The organism is Bradyrhizobium amphicarpaeae, from assembly GCF_002266435.3.
Classification (GTDB): domain Bacteria; phylum Pseudomonadota; class Alphaproteobacteria; order Rhizobiales; family Xanthobacteraceae; genus Bradyrhizobium; species Bradyrhizobium amphicarpaeae.
On the sequence record NZ_CP029426.2, the window covers coordinates 5,091,974 to 5,109,699 of the forward strand.

Genomic DNA, 17,726 nt, shown 5'->3' on the forward strand with positions numbered 1-17,726 from the left:
TTAATGAAAGATGCGGCGCGCTTCATGACCCCTCATTTGCGAAGATTACCGCTGGAATTTCAGACCATCGGACACAGCGCGGCGATAAAGCGGCAAGCATTTTCAAGATCCTTCAAGCGTAAAGTTCATTGTACCGCTTTAAGGTTTGGCGGCCCCTTGGCTCGTTCTGGTGGCGCAGTCGGCCCGGTCAGCCCAAACACCAAGTTTTCCAGTTCATCCGGCGGGAGGTGCAGATCGGCGGCAACCTGTCGCTTCGAAATCCGGTCAGCCCAAAGATCGGTAAACACCTTCTTCCATATAACCGACTCTTCGCGTGGGAGGCTATTCGGTTCCTGGGTCGCGAACCCTCTCTGATTAATCTGGATACAGAACGTTCGGTACTGCCAATCGCTCAGGACACCGAGCTTGTGCAGGCGATAGGCCAGCGCCGCTGTAGACACACCCCAGCGCTTCTTGGCGACAACAAGCTCGTCCAGTCTTGCCACGAACGGTAAGCGCGATCTCACGTCTGCCTTCGGCATCAAGAACGACGACGCAAAACTATTCGCTTCAATTTCAGCATCACGGCTTTGGCGCGGCGCACCATGCTTATGCAGAATCAAATGAGCTAGCTCATGTGCGGCATCAAGACGGCTCCGCTCAGCTGACTTGAACGTGTTCAGGAAGATGTATGGGATATCATTACGCCAGCAGGAGAAGGCGTCCACAGTCTTGGTGTTCTCCGCTAGCGAGAAGACACGGACGCCCTTCGATTCCAAGAGCTTGATCATGTTGCTGATTGGCTGTTCGCCCAGCGCCCATACTTGGCGGACCGTCCGCGCCGCTGCCGCTGGGTCCCGCTCATGAGACAGATCAATGAGCTTTGGCTCCGGCAAATTGAACTTGGCGGTGACGTAGTCCGCCAACAGGTAGGCCAGCGAACCGGATGCGAGCGCCGCGTCCCGTTCCTTGGCCGTCATCGACGTCATGCTGCGGAAGCTGGCAGACTCCTTTGACAGTTCGTCTACGTCTTCACCAAAGAAAAAATCTCGCGGGAAGCCTAGCGCCTCGGCGATCAGGTCGACAGTCGCCGGCTCCGGCTCGTTGTTCGCTTTCTCCAAGCGCGTCACTGTTACCGGCGACATGCCGATTAGTTCAGCGAATCCCTTGCTGCTGAGCCGTCGCCGTTTCCGGGCGAGGCTCATTCTCTGCGGATTGAACATGGGACGTTACGATTTGCGGGTGACGTTGATCTCAAAGTCCTGAGCCGGCAGCTCACCATCGTCTACCTTCGGCATCATGCTCGCCCACTCGCCGGGCTTGATGATGTAGATCCGCTCGTTGAAGCCCTTGAACTGTCCGTCTTCAATCCTCTTAGGGAAGGACAGTTCGGCGCGAACGTCGTCGCCGTTGACGTACACGAACAGATACCACAGCGCGGCATTCTCCTTCTTGCGCTGCTCCTCGTCTTCCTTCTCGTACTCAGGGAACAAGCTATACTGTCCCAACGTGACGGCCTTCGACGCCGCCGGTCCCTTGTCGGAGATCGCCTTCGGATCGCGGCCGTCGTCGCAGGCGCTGTCAGCGTTCTGAAACACGATCTTCATGCCGGTTGTCGGGTTGTAGGTCGACTCGATGTTGCCAGTGCGATCGATCTCCCATCCCTTCACGCGGAGCGTGTCGCGGACCGCGCCGGTGCCGTAGATGTAGGACAACTGGCCCGCCGCGTTCAGCGGGTGGTTGAGCACGAAGCCCGCCCTGGCGGCCACCGCCTGATGTACGACGCTGATCAACTCGCTGGCGGTCAGGCCGAACTGGTTCAGCCGCAATTCAACCTCGTAATCCTGCGAAACGACGCGGTCGGCCAGCATATCGGGAAACCTCATGTTAATTTCTTCAACCTCATTTGTGGCAGAAGAAATTAACATGGTCAAGCGGCATCTACTGGCCCCACCGGGATTTCGCCGCCTTCTTGGCGATCTCCAACCGCTTCCTGGCCGTCGTCCCGGCGCTCGGTGTTCGACCATCGCCCGCGCCCTTTGCGCCACATCTGGAGCGGCGCGAAGAAGGACCCGGGCTACTTGCCCTTCCAGACCGGCGTGCGCTTGTTGAGGAAGGCGTCCATGCCCTCGCGAAAATCTTCGCTCATATAGGCTTTCAGGATCAGGTCCTCGCCCTCTTCACGCGACAGCGTGCGCCGAATACGGCGCACCGCTTCCTTGGTCGCCTCCAGCGTCAGCGGCGCGTGGCTGGCAACGAGCTTTGCGGTCTCGTCGGCGCGGCGCTGCAGCGTCTCGACATCGGGCACGATTTCGTTGAGCAGGCCGAGCGCCAGTGCTTCCGGCGCCTCGACGAGGCGCGCCTTGAAGATCATATCCTTGGTACGGGCGGGACCGACCAGCGCGACGACACGGCTGATGTTGGACATCGACAGGCAGTTGCCGAGCGTGCGCGCGATCGGAAAGCCCATCCGCGTCGTCTCGGTGCCGATGCGCAGGTCGCAGCAGGCCGCGATGCCGGCGCCGCCGCCGGTGCAGGCGCCGGCGATGGCAGCGATAACGGGCACGCGGCACTGCTCGAGCGTGCCGAGCACGCGGTCGATCCGCGCCTCGTAGTCGAGCGCGTCCTGCGCGGTCTTGAAAGCGCGGAACTGGGAAATGTCGGTGCCGGAGGCGAAAGCCTTGTCGCCGGCGCCAGTCAGGATCAGCGCCTTGATCGAGCGGTCGGCGTTGATCTCCTGGCAGATCTCCGCCATGCGATCATACATGGCGAAGGTCATGGCGTTGCGCGCCTGCGGGCGATTGAAGGTGATCCGCGCGATGCCGTCCGTGACGGAGTAGAGCAGGTCTTCGTTGGCAGTCGTCGGTGCGTTCATCGCGCGCTCACTTCACTCTTGTTGATCTTGGGCCGGCCGGCCGTCACGCCACCCGAGCCTCCAAGTGACCTGGGTCTCTAAGCCACCTGGATCTCTAAGCCACCTGGATCTCTAAGCCACCTGGGCTTTGGTCATCGGCACCACGTCGCGTCCCTTCAGGACGTCCATGGCCGCCAACACGCCGCCGCTCCGGTGCGGGATCTTTGCAAGATCCAGGCCCATCTCGACGCCGGCGAGCGTACCCATCAGCATCAGATCGTTGAAGTGGCCGATATGGCCGATGCGGAACACCTTGCCCTTGACCTTGTTCAGCCCGGTGCCGAGCGACATGTCGAAGTTTTCCAGCACGACCTTGCGGAAGGCGTCGGCGTCGTGGCCATCAGGCACGCGCACCCCGGTCAGCGCCGGCGAGTGGGCGGCGGGATCGATGCACTGCGTCTCCAGGCCCCAGACCTTGGCCGCCGCGCGCGTTGCGGCGCTGTGGCGCTTGTGGCGGGTCCAGACGTTCTCCAGTCCCTCCTCTTCCAGCATCTTGACCGCTTCGCGCAGGCCGTAGAGCAGATTGGTGGCGGGCGTATAGGGGAAGGTGCCGAGCTTGTTGAAATTGATGACTTCCTGCCAGTCCCAGTAGGAGCGCATGCCGGGGTTGGCCTTGGCGACCGCGAGCGCCTTCTCCGAGACGGCGTTGAAGCCGAGGCCGGGCGGCAGCATCAGGCCCTTCTGCGAGCCCGCAACCGAGACGTCGATGCCCCAGGCGTCGTGCTCATATTCCATCGAGCCGAGGCCGGAGATGGTGTCGACCATCAGCAACGCCGGATGCTTGACGCGGTCGAGCAGCTTGCGCACCTCCAGCGGCGGCGTCACGCAACCGGTCGAGGTCTCGTTGTGCACGACGCAGACCGCCTTGATCGTATGCTGCTTGTCGGCGACGAGGCGCTTCTCGATCTCGGCGAGGTCGGCGCCGTGGCGCCAGTCGCTCGGGATAAAGTCGACGTCGAACTTGAACTTGTCGGCGATGCCGCGCCACAGCACGGCGAACTGGCCGGTCTCGCACATCAGGAGCTTGTCGCCCGGCGCGAACACGTTGACCATCGCCGCTTCCCAGGCGCCGGTGCCGGACGAGGGGAAGATGATCACGGGCTGCTTGGTGCGGAACACCCGCTGCATCGAGGCGAGAACCGCAAAACCGAGCTCGGCGAACTCCGGACCGCGATGGTCCAGCGTCGGCATGTCCATCGCCCGCAGTACCCGGTCGGGCACGTTGGTCGGTCCTGGAATCTGTAGGAAATGCCTTCCACTGTGCACGGTCATCGGCGTCCTTCCCGGTCTTTGAGGCTTGTCTCGGAAACTCGTCTTAGCGCTATCGTGGGTCGGCCCGAATTCAAGCTCCCGCGAGCCGCTCGCATATCACTATTCGCCGGGCTTGTCCCTCGCCCGGCGACGTCCGTCAATGCACAGGAAGCAGGGCTCGCTTGCCAAGGGCCGTGACGGGAGGCAAGACGGTGCTGGCGAACAGGCGAAAGCGGACCATGGCGGCGGAAGTGGCTGGAAAATCACCGGAATCGGCCCAAAAGGATGGCCTGGCTGCACGTCTGGCCCGGGAAATCACCGGCGATGTCCTGTTCGACCCCTTCAGCCGTGGCCGCTACGCCACCGATGCCTCGTTCTACCAGATCGTGCCGGCAGGCGTGGTGGTCCCCAAGACCACGGACGAGGCCTTGCTGGCGCTGGCGATTGCCCGTGACGAGGGCCGCAAGGTCACCCCGCGCGGTGGCGGCACCTCGCAATGCGGCCAGACCGTCAATGACGGGATCGTGGTCGATTTGTCGAAGCACCTGAACCGCATCCTGTCGCTCGACGTCGAGGGCCGGACCTGTGTGGTCGAGCCCGGCATCGTGCTCGACGATCTCAACCGCCAGCTCAAAAAGCACGGCCTGTGGTTTCCGGTCGACGTCTCGACGGCCTCGCGCGCCACCATCGGCGGCATGGCCGGCAACAATTCCTGCGGCGGCCGTTCCTTGCGCTACGGCACGATGCGCGACAACACGCTGTCGATGGAAGCGGCGCTGGCCGACGGCACGCTGAACCGTTACGGCGAGGTCTCGCGCGATCTCTCCGATCTCGACCCCACCGACAGCGCACGCGCCCTGTTTCGCGACATGCTCGATCTCGGCGCTCGCGAAGCCGACGAGATCGTTGCGCGCTTTCCCAAGGTGCAGCGCCGCGTCGGCGGCTACAATCTCGATGCGCTGACCCCGCGCAATGCGCGCAACAACATGGCGCATCTGCTGGTCGGCTCGGAAGGCACGCTGGCCTTCACCACCAAGGTCGAACTGAAGCTGTGGCCCGTGATCCGCAACAAGGTGCTGGGCGTTTGCCATTTCGGCAGCTTCTACGAAGCGATGGACGCGGCCCAGCACCTCGTCAAGCTCAAGCCGATCGCGGTCGAACTGGTCGACCGCACCATGCTCGCGCTCGGCCGCGACATAGCGATGTTCAAGCCGATCATCAATGCGGCGATCAAGGGCGATCCGGACGCCGTGCTGGTGGTGGAGTTCGCCGAAGAGGACCAGGCCGACAATCTCGTACGCCTGAAGCAACTCGGCGAGCTGATGGGCGACCTCGGCTTTGGCTCGACCAACGACAAGCGCAAATGGGGCGGCGTGGTCGAAATCACCGAGCCTGCGCTGCAGAGCGGTATCGCCGATTTCCGCGCCGCCGGCCTCAACGTCATGATGTCGATGAAGCAGGAGGGCAAGCCGGTCTCCTTCGTCGAGGACTGCGCCGTGCCACTGCCGCATCTCGCCGACTACACTGCGCGGCTGAACGAAGTCTTCGCCAGGCACGGCACCAGCGGCACGATGTACGCGCACGCCTCCGAGGGCTGCCTGCACGTGCGACCGGTGCTGAATTTGAAGCTGGACAAGGACGTCAAGGCGATGCGCGCCATCGCCGAAGAGGCATTCGCGCTGGTGCGCGAATACAAGGGCTCGCATTCCGGCGAGCACGGCGACGGCCTGGTGCGCTCCGAATTCCACGAGACCATGTTCGGCGAACGCCTCGTCGCCGACTTTCGCGAGGTGAAGCAGCGCTTCGATCCCGACGGCACGCTCAATCCGGGCAAGATCGTCGATGCGCCCAGGATGGACGACCGCTCGCTGTTCCGGTTCAAGCCCGGCTATCGCGTCGGCGACCTCGACACCAAACTCGACTGGTCGGCCTGGCCCGGCGCCGGCGGCGGCTTCCAGGGCGCGGTCGAGATGTGCAACAACAACGGCGCCTGTCGCAAGCTCGAAGGCGGCGTGATGTGCCCGTCCTATCGCGCCACGCGCAACGAGAAGGACGTCACGCGAGGACGTGCGAACAGCTTGCGGCTCGCGATCTCCGGCCAGCTCGGCCCCGGCGCGCTGTCGTCCGACGAGATGATGGAGACGCTCAAGCTCTGTGTCTCCTGCAAGGCCTGCCGTCATGAGTGCCCGACCGGCGTCGACATGGCCAAGATGAAGATCGAGGTGCTGGCCGCGCGCGCCGCCTCTCACGGCCTGACATTGCGCGACCGCCTGGTCGGTTACCTCCCGCGCTATGCCGGCCTCGCATCGCGGCTGGCGCCGCTCGCCAATTTGCGCAATCGCAGCCCGCTGTTGCGAAAGCTGTTCGAGCGCTTTGCCGGCATCAGCGCACGCCGCGCTCTGCCCGCGTTCCGCAGCGACGTGTTTGCGCCGGCGGCTGAAGTGGTTGGACCTGTTGATGGCCGCGAGGTCGTGCTGTTCGCCGACACCTTCAATCGCATCTATGAGCGCGAGAACCTCGACGCCGCCTTGCGGGTGCTCGCGGGCGGCGGTTATCGCGTGCACCTGCCGAAGCCGGCGCGCGGCAGCCGGCCGCTTTGCTGCGGCCGCACCTTCCTTTCCGCCGGTCTCGTCGATGAAGCCAGGGTCGAGCTCGACCGTCTGGTGGCCGCGTTTGCGCCCTTTGCCGCGCGTGGCGTGCCGATCGTCGGGTTGGAGCCGAGCTGCCTGTTGACGCTGCGCGACGAGCTCGCTTCGCTGCGCAAGGACGACGACGCCAAGGCGGTCGGCGCCCACGCGCTGACTTTCGAGGAATTCCTGGTGCGCGAGGCCGAGGCCGGACGGCTGCAGCTGCCGCTCGGCACCATCGCCGACAAGGCTGTCGTCCACGGCCATTGCCATCAAAAATCCTTCGGCGCCTTCAAGCCGGTCGAGCAGGTGCTGCGTCTTGTCCCAGGACTTGCCGTCGAGACCATCGAGTCGAGCTGCTGCGGCATGGCGGGCGCGTTCGGCTACGGCGCGGATACCTATGATGCCTCGATCGAGATGGCGGAGCTGTCGCTGCTGCCCGCGGTGCGGCGCGCGGACCGGACGACGCTGATCGTTGCCGACGGCACCTCCTGCCGACACCAGATCCATGACGGCACGAAGCGCGAGGCGCTTCACGTCGCGCGCGTGCTGGCGATGAGCCTCGATCGCACTGAAAACCTGTCTACCTCAACCGCTGCAAAGGAAACCAGCCATGGCTGACCTCACCCTCGACACCGCCCGCAAGATCCTCGACGCCGCCTTCGCGAAGGCCGGCGAACTCAAGCTCAAGCCGCTGGTCGTCACCATCCTCGACGCGCGCGGCGTGCTCAAGCTCGCCGCGGCGCAGGACGGCACCAGCCTGATGCGCGGCGAGATCGCGCACGGCAAGGCCTATGGCGCGCTCGCGTTGGGCATGGGCTCGCGCGCCCTGTTCCAGCGCGCCCAGGAGCAGGCCTATTTCATCGACGCCGTGAACACCATCGCCAGGGGCGCGCTGGTGCCGGTCCCCGGCGGCGTGCTGATCATGGACGGCACGACCCTGCTCGGCGCCGTCGGCGTCTCCGGCGACACCTCCGACAATGACGAGGCCTGCGCGGTGGCCGGTATCCAGGCGGCGGGGCTGAAGGCAAACGCTGGGTGAGGTCCGGTCCCGTAGCCCGGATGAGCGTAGCGACATCCGGGAATGACGAGAGCGCGGTCCCGGGTATCGCTTCGCTCACCCGGGCTACAAAGAGAGCCGCGGCGCTTCAGCATACTCCGTCATTGCGAAGCTGAGAAAGCGAGCCCCCCTCTACCTCCCCGTCCAGACCGGCTTCCTCTTTTCGCTGAAGGCCTTCAGGCCTTCCTTGGCGTCTTCGGTCATCGCGAGCAGCGCGATCTGGCTTTCGGTGTAGGCGATGCTCTCGTCGAACGACATCGAGGCGATGGCGCGCATGGCGTATTTGCCGCGGCGGATCGCGGTCGGGGACTTGTCGACGATGCGGCCGATCAGCCAGTCGACCTTGGCATCGAGTTCGGCGGCAGCGACGACATGGTTGAGCAGGCCCGCGGCCTGCGCCGTCCTGGCGTCGAACGGCTCGCCGGTGAGCGCCCATTCGTTGACGAGGCGCGGCGGCGCGATGGACTGCAGAAGGCTCAGCACCTGCATCGGGAACACGCCGACCTTCACCTCCGGCAGGCCGAAGACGACATGATCGGCCGCGACCGCCATGTCGGTCATGCAGAGCAGGCCCATGCCGCCGGCCATGCAGACGCCGCCGACGCGCGCAATCGCGGGTTTGGTGGCGTTCTGTGACAAACGTAACAGATCGGCATAGTCCACATTTGGTTTGGAATGATCCATCGCGAAAGCCGCGCCGGAATTCTGCAGATCGGCGCCCGCGCAGAACGCCTTGTCGCCCGCGCCCGTCAGCACGATGACGCGGACGTCCTTGTCGTCATGCGCGTCGCGATAGCCTTTGGTGATGCCGGCGATGACCTCGCCGTTCAGCGCGTTGCGTTTCTCCGGCCGGTTGATGGTGATCCAGAACGCCTGCCCGCGCTTCTCGGTGACGACTGCTGTGGTGTCGGTCATGGTACGCTCGCTTCCTTGCCATCCGTTTTGCAGCCATTTGCGGCAGGACGGGCGGAGCGTGCAAGGCCAATCTACAACCTCTTGTCACCATAGCGTGTGGGCGCAAATTCGCTTGGCGATTGAATTACGGGTGACGGCCGCTATCCTGACTGGAGATTTTGATCACCGATGAGCCATTTCATGCGCGCCGCGAAGATGTTGCTGCTGGCAGGCCTGCTCGTCCTGGGCGCGAGCCGCGCCGCCGATGCCGCCAAACTGGCGCTGGTGATCGGCAACGCCAGATATCCCGACAACGAATTCGTGCTGAACGACGTCGCCAACGACACCCAGGACGTCACCGAAGAACTGAAGCGCGACGGCTTCACCGTCGACCGCCAGAACAATCTCACGGCCGACGCCATGCGGCAGGCGCTGGATCGCTTCTATGCCCGCATCGAGCGCGGCGCGGTGGCGCTGATCTTCTTCGACGGTTTTGCCATCCAGTCGAACCGGCAGACCTATTTGCTTCCCGTCGACGCGCAGATCTGGACCGAGCCGGATGTGGCGCGCGACGGCTTCAGCCTCGACAGCATCCTCGCCGAGATGAACACGCGCGGCGCCGCGATCAAGATCGCGCTGATCGACGCCTCGCGCCGCAACCCGTTCGAACGGCGCTTCCGCCGCTATTCGGCAGGCCTCGCGCCGGCGATCGCGCCGAGCAATTCGCTCGTGCTCTACTCAGCCGCGCTCGGCGCTGTCGCGGCCGGCGGCAAGACCGATCATGGCCTGTTCGTCGCGGAGCTGCTGCGCGAGATGCGCGCGCCGAACATCAGCGCCGAGCAGGCCCTGACCAACACCAAGAACGGCGTCGTCGCCGCGACCAAGCGCGAGCAGGTGCCGTGGCTGTCGTCCTCGCTGACCACGGAATTCTCGTTCGCGGGGCCGTTGCCCCAGCCCTCCGACCACAAGGGCGACGCGACGCCGGCGAAACCCGAGCAGCAAATCCCGGTCTGCGAGACGTCGCGAGCAGAGCTACCCCCGAGCGCCGACGATCTTGCCAGGGATCCCGTCATCGCCGATCTCAGCCGCAAGATCGCGGCGAACACCAATGACATCGTCTCGCGCTACAAGCGCGGCCAGGTCTATGCGATCAAGCGCGCGCATGCGCTCGCCATGCAGGATTTCGACGTGGTGATCCGCAGGGATCCCAGGGATGCGCAGGCGCTGAACAACCGCTGCTGGACGCGCGCCGCGACCGGCGACCTGCAAGGCGCGCTGACCGACTGCAACCTTGCACTGCAGATCGATCCCGGCTTGAGCGATGCGCTCGACAGCCGTGGTCTCGTCAACCTCAAGCTCGGGCGCAATGCGGAAGCGATCAAAGACTACACCGACGCGATCCAGCGCAACCCGCGCTCCTCATCGTCGCTGTTCGGCCGTGGCATCGCCACCCGCAAGAGCGGCGGCGACGGCGCCACCGACATTGCGTCGGCAAAGTCGATGAACCCGGATATCGCGAAGGAGTTCGCAGGCTACGGCGTCTCGGAGTGCATGCCCTAAGCGGTGGCGGCTTTCCTGATCCAGACCTTGTTGTCGTGGAAAGCGGCGCCGCCGATCGGCGCGACGGCTTCGGCGCCGGTCAGCATGTTGATGCCGCGACCGCCGACGTGATTCCTGTTGGGATGAACGGACTCCGCAATCAGCACGCCGCGCCGCACGCCGTCGAACAGCGTCGCCACCAGCGTGGTCTCGCCCCGGGTATTGCCGAGCGTCACCGCATCGCCGTCGGCGATGTCGAGCGCAGCCGCATCCAGCGGATGGATCATCACGCTCGCCTTGCCCTCGCGCGCCTGCGAGGACGGCGTCTCGTTGAAGGTGGTGTTGAGGAAGCTGCGCGAAGGGCTGGTCGCAAGCCGAAACGGATGGACCTGGTCGGCCTGCTCGATCACCGCCCAATGGTCCGGCAAACCAGGCATGCTGTCGACATCGCCCATCGTCACACCGAACGGCGGATGCGCCCAGTCGGCCTTGAAATGGAATTTCCTGTCGGCATGGGCAAAGCCGTCGAGATAATGCGAGGTGCGGAAGTCCGGTTGCAGGTCGCGCCAGAGGTCGGCCTCCAAGCCGGCGATGTCGCCGTGATTGCTCAGCTTCAGCGTCGCGTCGATCAATTCACGCGGCATCATCTCGAAACCCGGATGCCTCGCGCCCAGGCGCGGCGCCAGCGCCTGCAGCACCTGATGGTTGGAGCGGCATTCGCCGGGCGGGTCGATCAGCTTCGGCCCGACAGAGATGTGCTGGTGGCCGCCGCCGTAATAGAGATCGTCATGCTCCATGAACATGGTAGCCGGCAGCACGATGTCCGCCATTTGCGCCGTCTCGGTCATGAACTGCTCGTGCACCGCGACGAACAGATCCTCGCGCGCAAAGCCCTGGCGGACCAGCGCCTGCTCCGGCGCCACCGTCATGGGATTGGTGTTCTGGATCAGCATCGCCTTGACCGGGCCTTTGCCATGCAGGGCATCGGCATCGCCGGTGAGGACGCGACCGATCTTGGACTGGTCGAGCGCACGAATGCTCGGGTCGATGGCGTCGTGGCCCTCGATGATGGATTCGTTGAAGTGCCACAGCGCGTAATTGTTGAAGAAGGCGCCGCCGCCTTCATACTGCCAGGCGCCGGTCACCGCGGGAATGCAATTGGCCGCGTGCATCTGCGTGGCACCGTTGCGACTCCGCGTAAAGCCGTAACCGAAGCGGAAGAAGGTGCGCTTGGTCTCGCCGACCGCCTTGGCAAAGGCCTCGATCTCGGAAACCGGTACGCCGCAAATCGCGGACGCCCATTCCGGCGTGCGCGTCTTCAGATGCGCCTCGAGTTCGGCCGGGCAGTCGGTGTATTTGTCCATGTAGGCGCGGTCGGCGTGGCCGTCGCGGAACAGGACGTGCATGACGCCGCATGCGAAGGCGCCGTCGGTGCCGGGCCGCAGGATGATCTTGATGTCGGCCTGCTTCATGGTGTCGTTGTCGTAGATGTCGACCGCCGCGATCTTCGCGCCGCGCTCCTTGCGCGCGCGGGCGGCGTGCGTCATCACGTTGACCTGGGTGTTGACGGGATTGGTGCCCCAGATCACGACGAGGTCGGACAGCGCCATCTCGCGCGGATCGACGCCGGCGATCTTGCCGGTGCCGATCGCGAAGCCGATGCGCGCGACATTGGCGCAGATGGTCTGATAGAAGCGCGAATACTTCTTCACATGCGTGAGGCGATTGAGGCCGTCGCGCATCACGAGGCCCATCGTGCCGGCATAGTAATAGGGCCAGATCGATTCCGCGCCGAACTCGCGCTCGGCCTGATTGAAGCGATGCCCGATCTCGTCCAGCGCTTCGTCCCAAGAGATGCGCGCGAATTGCCCGGAGCCCTTCGCACCCGTTCGGCGCAGCGGATACATCAACCTCTCGGGATGATGAATACGCTCGGCGTAGCGGGCGACCTTGGCGCAGACGACGCCGGCCGTGTAGGTCTGCTTTTTCGAACCGCGGACACGGCCGATGCTGCGGCCTTCGATCACCTCGACATCGAGCGCACAGGCCGATGGGCAATCATGCGGGCAGGTCGAATGGCGGATTTCGATCTTGCTGTCGATCTTGGCGTGCTGGTTCATGTCCCAGTTCGTAACACCAAAATACCGGCCAGCCGAGCGCATTTATCCGGCACGGCCCATGCGATCTGCTCAAACCGCACGCGCCGTGGGTTCCTGCTGCAAGCGCGAAAGAAGGACCCGCCACACCGAAAGCCACCCGGTATTCCCAGCCCAATCCCCCTTGTGAGGCGTCGACAGTCCGCATTCCCTGCCGCTACAGTGCCGGCCAACAAGAACGATATCAGGGAGGTGGGCATGATCGCCCGAAGATCCGTGCTGGCCTTGGCGGCCGGCCTGCTTGCCGCAGTCTCCGCAGCCCCCTCATTTGCACAGGATTATCCCAGCCACGCCGTCCGGATCGTCGTTCCCTTCGGTGCCGGCGGGCCGGCCGACGTCGCGGCCCGGCTGATCGGCAATGTGCTGCAGGAGAGCTTTGGCCAGCCTTTCGTGGTCGAGAACCGCACCGGCGCAGGCGGCGTCATCGGCACGATTGAGGCGGCGAAGTCGCCGGCCGACGGCTACACGCTGCTGATGATGTCTAACACCCAGACAGCGAACGAATCGCTGCTGACGGCGGACCAACGCAAATACGAGCTGATGCGCGACCTCGCGCCGATCGCGCCGGTGAATTATTCCGATCTCGTCATCGTGGTGAATCCGCAAGTGCCGGTGAAGACGCTGGCCGAGTTCATCGCGCTCGCCAAGGCGCAGCCGGGCAAGCTGAACTACGCCTCGTCCGGTCAGGGCACGCCCTATCACATGGCCGGCGAGCTGTTCAAAGCCATGGCCGGCATCGATGTCGTCCACGTTCCCTATCGCAACAGCGGCGAGGCGCGCAGCGGCGTGATCGGCGGACAGGTGCAGATGATGATCGACGCGGTGCCGGCGATGGCGCCGAACATCGCCGAGAACCAGGTGCGCGCGCTCGCCACCACCGGCAAGCAGCGCTCCGCCGTGCTGCCGAACGTGCCGACATCCGGTGAAGCGGGTGTACCCGGTTATGAGGCGACGATCTGGCTAGGCTTGATGGCGCCTGCCGGCACGCCGAAGCCGATCATCGACAAGCTCAATGCCGCCGTCAACGCAATGGTGAAGCGGCCCGACATCGTCAAGCTCTGGACGGAACAGGGTGCCGTGCCTATGTCCATGACACCGGCAGAATTCGAGAAATTCCTGCGCGGCGACATCGAGAAATGGGCCGACGTCGTCAAGAAGTTCGACAAGTCCTGAGGCCGCAGAGCGATCATGCCGACCATTCAATTCCGGCTCAATGGCGCAGCGACGACCGTGGATGCCGAGCCCGATCGGACGCTGCTCGACGTGCTGCGCGGCAGGCTCGGTGTCACGGGTGCGCATTTCGGCTGCGGTGCCAACGAATGCGGCGCCTGTTACGTCTTGGTCGGCGATCGCGCCATGGCGTCCTGCGACATGCCGATGTGGTCGGTCGCGGACAAGGACGTCGTCACGGTGGAAGGCCTCGGCACGGTGGGCGCACCACATCCGTTGCAACGCGCCTTCATCGCCGAGCAGGCGATGCAGTGCGGCTATTGCGTATCCGGCATCCTGATCAGCGCGGCGGCGCTGCTGAAGCGCAATCCGTCGCCGACGGAGGCAGAGGTCAGAGCGGCACTGGATCGCAACCTGTGCCGCTGCGGGTCGCACAGCCGCATGGTCCGCGCCGTCCTGCGTGCGGCGGCAGAGATGGCGACATCATGAGCACGTCGTCCCCTGCCCCGAAACTGCCGGTCAGCCTCGTCGCCAATCCCAAGCTGTCGTCATGGCTGCGATTCACCGATGACGGCCGTGTGGCGATCTCGCCCGGCAAGGTCGAGATCGGCCAGGGCATCGTCACGGCGCTAGCGCAGATCGCGGCGGACGAGCTCGACGTCGAGATCGCCAGGATCGAGATGATCCGCGCCTCGACGGCGACCAGTCCGAACGAAGGCGTCACCTCGGGCAGTCTCTCGATCCAGCAGTCCGGCCGCGCGCTGCGCCAGGTCTGTGCCGAGGTGCGCCAGCGCTTCCTCGCCGTCGCCTCAGAACGCTTTGGAATCGATGCCTCGCGGCTCGATATCGATGACGGCACGATCTCAGGCCCCGGCAATGTCAGGACAAGTTATTGGGAGCTGATGGGCGAGGTCTCGCTCGACCATGACGCCACCGCAGGCCCCACAGCGAAGGGTGCCGCCCGGCGCACCATCGCCGGACATTCGGTCCAGCGTGTCGACATTCCCGACAAGGTGTTTGCGCGGCCGCGTTTCATCCATGACCTTGCGCTGCCGGGAATGGTGCACGGACGCGTGCTGCGGCCGGATCTCTCGGGCGCCGGATTGATCACACTCGATGAGAAGGCTGTGCGCGTGGTCCCCGGCCTCGTTGCGATCGTCCGCGACGGCGGCTTTGCCGGCGTGGTCGCCGACAGCGAGATTGCGGCGGAAGCGGCACTCAAAGTCTTAAGCAAGGGCGCGACGTGGTCGGCCGGCGAGCCCCTGCCGGACGAAGACGATCTGGCGGGCTTTTTGAAGAGCCAACCGGTCGAGACCACAATCATCGATACCAGGATGGCGGGGCCGGCCCGCAATCCCACCCAAACGCTACTCCGGCAATACACCCGCCCCTACATCGCACATGCCTCGATCGCGCCGTCCTGCGCCGTGGCGCAATGGAACGGCGATCGCGTCCACGTCTGGACGCACAGCCAGGGCGTCTATTTGCTCCGCACCGATCTCGCGATCGTGCTGACGCTGCCGGAAGACCACATCGTCGTCGAGCACATCGAGGGCGCCGGCTGCTATGGGCACAACGCGGCCGACGACGTCGCGCTCGATGCCGTGTTGCTGGCGAAAGCGGCCAGCGGACGTCCGGTCCGGGTGCAGTGGTCGCGCCACGACGAGATGTCTCACGCGCCGTTCGGCGCAGCGATGGCCGTCGAGATCGAGGCCGATCTCGACGCCGACCACGAGATCGTCGGTTGGCGCCACGCGATCTGGAGCAACGGCCATGCGGCACGGCCGGGACGCGCAGCGCAGCCCGCACTTCTGGCGGCGAGCGAGATCGCAAATCCCTATCCACGCATGATCTCGACCAACCCGCCGGCTGCGAATGGCGGCGGCGGCGACCGCAACTCTATTCCGCTCTATGACTTTCCGGCCTGGACCATCACCAGCCACCGGCTGCTGACCATGCCGGTGCGGACCTCGGCGCTGCGGACCTTGGGCGGACAAGGCAATGTGTTTGCCATCGAATCCCTGCTCGACGAGATCGCGGCGCTGCGCGGTGAAGACCCGATCGCATTCCGCCTGCGGCATCTGCGCGACGAACGGGCGCGCGATGTCATCAGCGCTGCGGCGCGACGTGCCGGATGGAGGCCGCAGAAGCAGCCCGGCATCGGCCACGGCGTCGGCTTTGCGCGCTACAAGAATACGGGGGCATATTGTGCCGCGATTGCCGAAATCGAGGGCACCGACGACATCCGCGTCAAGCGACTGACGCTCGCGGTCGATGTCGGCGAAGCCATCAATCCCGACGGCGTCACCAATCAGATCGAAGGCGGCGCGATCCAGGCCACGAGCTGGGTGCTGAAGGAACGCGTCCGCTTCGACCGGAGCCGCATCACCTCGACTTCCTGGACCGACTATCCGATCCTAACCTTCAGCGAGGTGCCGGCGGTGGATGTCGAGATCATCCAGCGGCCGGAGATCGAGCCGGTCGGCGCCGGCGAGGCCGCGCACGGCCCGGTGACGGCGGCGATTGCCAACGCGGTCTACGATTGCCTCGGCGTGCGCGTGCGCGACCTGCCGATCACGCGGGACAGGATCATTGCAGCGATGGAGCGTGCGCCTTGAAGACAGTGACCATCTTGAGCGGCGGCGCGGCGCAAGGCCTGGTGCGCGACCTCAGCGGCCTCTTCAAGGCGCAAACCAGCCTCGATATCGAAGGCGAATTCGGCGCGGTCGGCATCATGGCGGACAAGTTGCGCGCGGGAACCCCGGCCGATCTCGTGATCCTGACGCAGGCGCTGCTTGCGAAGCTTGCCGAAGAGAAGCTCGTAGTCCCCTTCTCGATCACGGATGTCGGCCGGGTCGAGACCGCGCTGGCTGTCCGCAGCCGCGATCCCAAGGTGATGGTGAAGACCCAGGGAGATCTGCGCGAGGTGCTGCGCAGCGCCGATGCCATCTACGTCCCCGACACCAAGGCCTCGACCGCCGGCCAGCATGTCGCAAAAGTGCTGGACCAGCTCGGCATCGCCTATGAAGTTGCCTCGCGCCTCAAGATATTTCCGAACGGTGCAACGGCGATGCGAGAGCTCGCGGCATCGACGGCAGCAAGACCGATCGGATGCACGCAGGCGACCGAGATCATCGCGACCGACGGCATTGCACTGTCAGGGGCGCTGCCGCTTGGCTGCGAGCTGGTGACGATGTACACGGCCGGCGTGACCGCGAGCGCAGCGCATCCAAAGGAAGCGGCCGCGCTGATCGCGTTGCTGACCAGCGCAGATCGGAAGGAGCTGCGCCAGCGCGTCGGGTTCGCCGGCTAGATGCCGATGAGGCCCTATTTGTGCAGCTGGGTGAGGCCTGTCGGCGGGCCGTCGACGGCGGTCCAGCCGCCATCGACGAACAGCGTGCTGCCGCTGACATAGCTCGCGGCGTCCGAGGCGAGATAGGCCACCGCTGTCGCGACCTCGTCGGCGCTGCTCCAACGGTTGAACACGGTGTGGCCGGCGTAGAGATTGTAGATGTCGGGCCGTTGCTTGAACGGACCGGTCAGCGCAGTCTCCGCGATGCTCGGCGCGATCGCGTTGACGCGCACGCCCGCATGGCCGACCTCGGAGGCAAAGCCCTTCACCAGCAGGCCGATCGCCGCCTTGGTCGAGCCATAGACGCCGAGGCCCGGCTCGATGGTGACCGCGCGCACCGACGAGCAGGCGATGATGCTGCCGCCCTTTTGCGCCACCATGATGCGGCCGAAGGCCTGGAAGAACCACACCGTGCCCTTGACGTTAAGATTGAGGACGCGGTCGAGATCCTCCTCGGTGTAATCGAGGATGGTCTTGCGGATGTTGAGACCAGGCGTCGTCACGGCGATGTCGAGCCGGGGAAATTTCTGCATCACCGTTTTGGCCAGCGCATTGACGTCCGCAGCGCTCGCAGCGTCGCAAGCCGCCGCTTCCGCCCAGCCGCCCTTGTCGCGAATGCCGGCAGCAGTCGCTTCAGCGGCGTCAAGCGCGCGATCAGCGCAGAACACGCTTGCGCCCAGCCCGGCCAGCGCCTCGGCCGACGATTTGCCGATGCCCGATGCGGCGCCGAGCACCACGGCCGTCTTGCCGGTGAGATCAAAGAGCTTGCGATAGTCGGTCACGG

Annotated in this window: 14 protein-coding genes; 7 read left to right on the forward strand and 7 right to left on the reverse strand. The window is 64.9% G+C overall.

What is annotated here, in order from left to right; all coding sequences use genetic code 11:
- Window positions 1-125: 125 nt before the first annotated feature.
- The 4 genes from CIT40_RS23920 to CIT40_RS23935 form a co-directional block, all read right to left on the reverse strand.
- Complete coding sequence (locus CIT40_RS23920; RefSeq protein ID WP_094891421.1) at window positions 126-1,202, reverse strand: helix-turn-helix domain-containing protein; 1,077 nt, start codon at window positions 1,200-1,202, stop codon at window positions 126-128.
- Window positions 1,203-1,208: 6 nt separating this feature from the next.
- Window positions 1,209-1,913, reverse strand: a complete 705-nt coding sequence (locus CIT40_RS23925; protein WP_148667222.1) for a hypothetical protein — start codon at window positions 1,911-1,913, stop codon at window positions 1,209-1,211.
- Window positions 1,914-2,056: 143 nt separating this feature from the next.
- Window positions 2,057-2,854 (reverse strand): enoyl-CoA hydratase/isomerase family protein, encoded by a 798-nt coding sequence (locus CIT40_RS23930; protein WP_094891419.1) that lies wholly within the window; start codon window positions 2,852-2,854, stop codon window positions 2,057-2,059.
- Window positions 2,855-2,965: 111 nt separating this feature from the next.
- Window positions 2,966-4,165, reverse strand: a complete 1,200-nt coding sequence (locus CIT40_RS23935) for a pyridoxal-phosphate-dependent aminotransferase family protein (RefSeq protein WP_094891418.1) — start codon at window positions 4,163-4,165, stop codon at window positions 2,966-2,968.
- Window positions 4,166-4,383: 218 nt separating this feature from the next.
- On the opposite strand from CIT40_RS23935, the gene CIT40_RS23940 reads away from it, so the two are divergent.
- Both CIT40_RS23940 and CIT40_RS23945 read left to right on the forward strand, forming a co-directional pair.
- Window positions 4,384-7,392, forward strand: a complete 3,009-nt coding sequence (locus CIT40_RS23940) for an FAD-binding and (Fe-S)-binding domain-containing protein (protein ID WP_162307649.1) — start codon at window positions 4,384-4,386, stop codon at window positions 7,390-7,392.
- A complete protein-coding gene (locus tag CIT40_RS23945; RefSeq protein WP_094891417.1) occupies window positions 7,385-7,813 on the forward strand; it encodes a GlcG/HbpS family heme-binding protein in 429 nt (142 codons plus the stop codon). Before CIT40_RS23940 ends, CIT40_RS23945 begins: the two co-directional genes overlap by 8 nt.
- 150 nt (window positions 7,814-7,963) lie before the next feature.
- On the opposite strand, the gene CIT40_RS23950 is transcribed toward CIT40_RS23945, so the two are convergent.
- Entirely contained in the window at window positions 7,964-8,746 is a 783-nt protein-coding gene (locus CIT40_RS23950) for an enoyl-CoA hydratase/isomerase family protein (RefSeq protein WP_094891416.1), read from the reverse strand.
- A gap of 168 nt (window positions 8,747-8,914) precedes the next feature.
- Here CIT40_RS23950 and CIT40_RS23955 point away from each other — a divergent pair, with 168 nt between their 5' ends.
- Complete coding sequence (locus CIT40_RS23955) at window positions 8,915-10,285, forward strand: caspase family protein (RefSeq protein WP_094891415.1); 1,371 nt, start codon at window positions 8,915-8,917, stop codon at window positions 10,283-10,285.
- On the opposite strand, the gene CIT40_RS23960 is transcribed toward CIT40_RS23955, so the two are convergent.
- Window positions 10,282-12,384, reverse strand: a complete 2,103-nt coding sequence (locus tag CIT40_RS23960; protein WP_094891414.1) for a molybdopterin oxidoreductase family protein — start codon at window positions 12,382-12,384, stop codon at window positions 10,282-10,284. The genes CIT40_RS23955 and CIT40_RS23960 overlap by 4 nt on opposite strands.
- A 234-nt stretch (window positions 12,385-12,618) precedes the next feature.
- On the opposite strand from CIT40_RS23960, the gene CIT40_RS23965 reads away from it, so the two are divergent.
- Genes CIT40_RS23965 through CIT40_RS23980 form a run of 4 tightly spaced genes read left to right on the forward strand, consistent with a single transcriptional unit; the run spans window position 12,619 to window position 16,903 of the window.
- Window positions 12,619-13,593, forward strand: coding sequence for a tripartite tricarboxylate transporter substrate binding protein (locus CIT40_RS23965; RefSeq protein ID WP_162307650.1), 975 nt, complete (start codon window positions 12,619-12,621; stop codon window positions 13,591-13,593).
- A gap of 15 nt (window positions 13,594-13,608) precedes the next feature.
- Window positions 13,609-14,079 carry a (2Fe-2S)-binding protein gene (locus tag CIT40_RS23970; protein ID WP_094891413.1) on the forward strand — a complete coding sequence of 157 codons (471 nt, stop codon included), beginning with the start codon at window positions 13,609-13,611 and terminating at the stop codon, window positions 14,077-14,079.
- Window positions 14,076-16,208: a xanthine dehydrogenase family protein molybdopterin-binding subunit gene (locus tag CIT40_RS23975; RefSeq protein ID WP_094891412.1), complete on the forward strand. Its 2,133-nt coding sequence runs from the start codon at window positions 14,076-14,078 to the stop codon at window positions 16,206-16,208. Before CIT40_RS23970 ends, CIT40_RS23975 begins: the two co-directional genes overlap by 4 nt.
- A complete protein-coding gene (locus CIT40_RS23980) occupies window positions 16,205-16,903 on the forward strand; it encodes a molybdate ABC transporter substrate-binding protein (protein ID WP_094891411.1) in 699 nt (232 codons plus the stop codon). The genes CIT40_RS23975 and CIT40_RS23980 overlap by 4 nt, the downstream gene beginning before the upstream one ends.
- Before the next feature lie 14 nt (window positions 16,904-16,917).
- Here CIT40_RS23980 and CIT40_RS23985 read toward each other — a convergent pair whose 3' ends face one another.
- Window positions 16,918-17,724 carry an SDR family NAD(P)-dependent oxidoreductase gene (locus CIT40_RS23985; protein ID WP_094891410.1) on the reverse strand — a complete coding sequence of 269 codons (807 nt, stop codon included), beginning with the start codon at window positions 17,722-17,724 and terminating at the stop codon, window positions 16,918-16,920.
- Window positions 17,725-17,726: the final 2 nt, after the last annotated feature.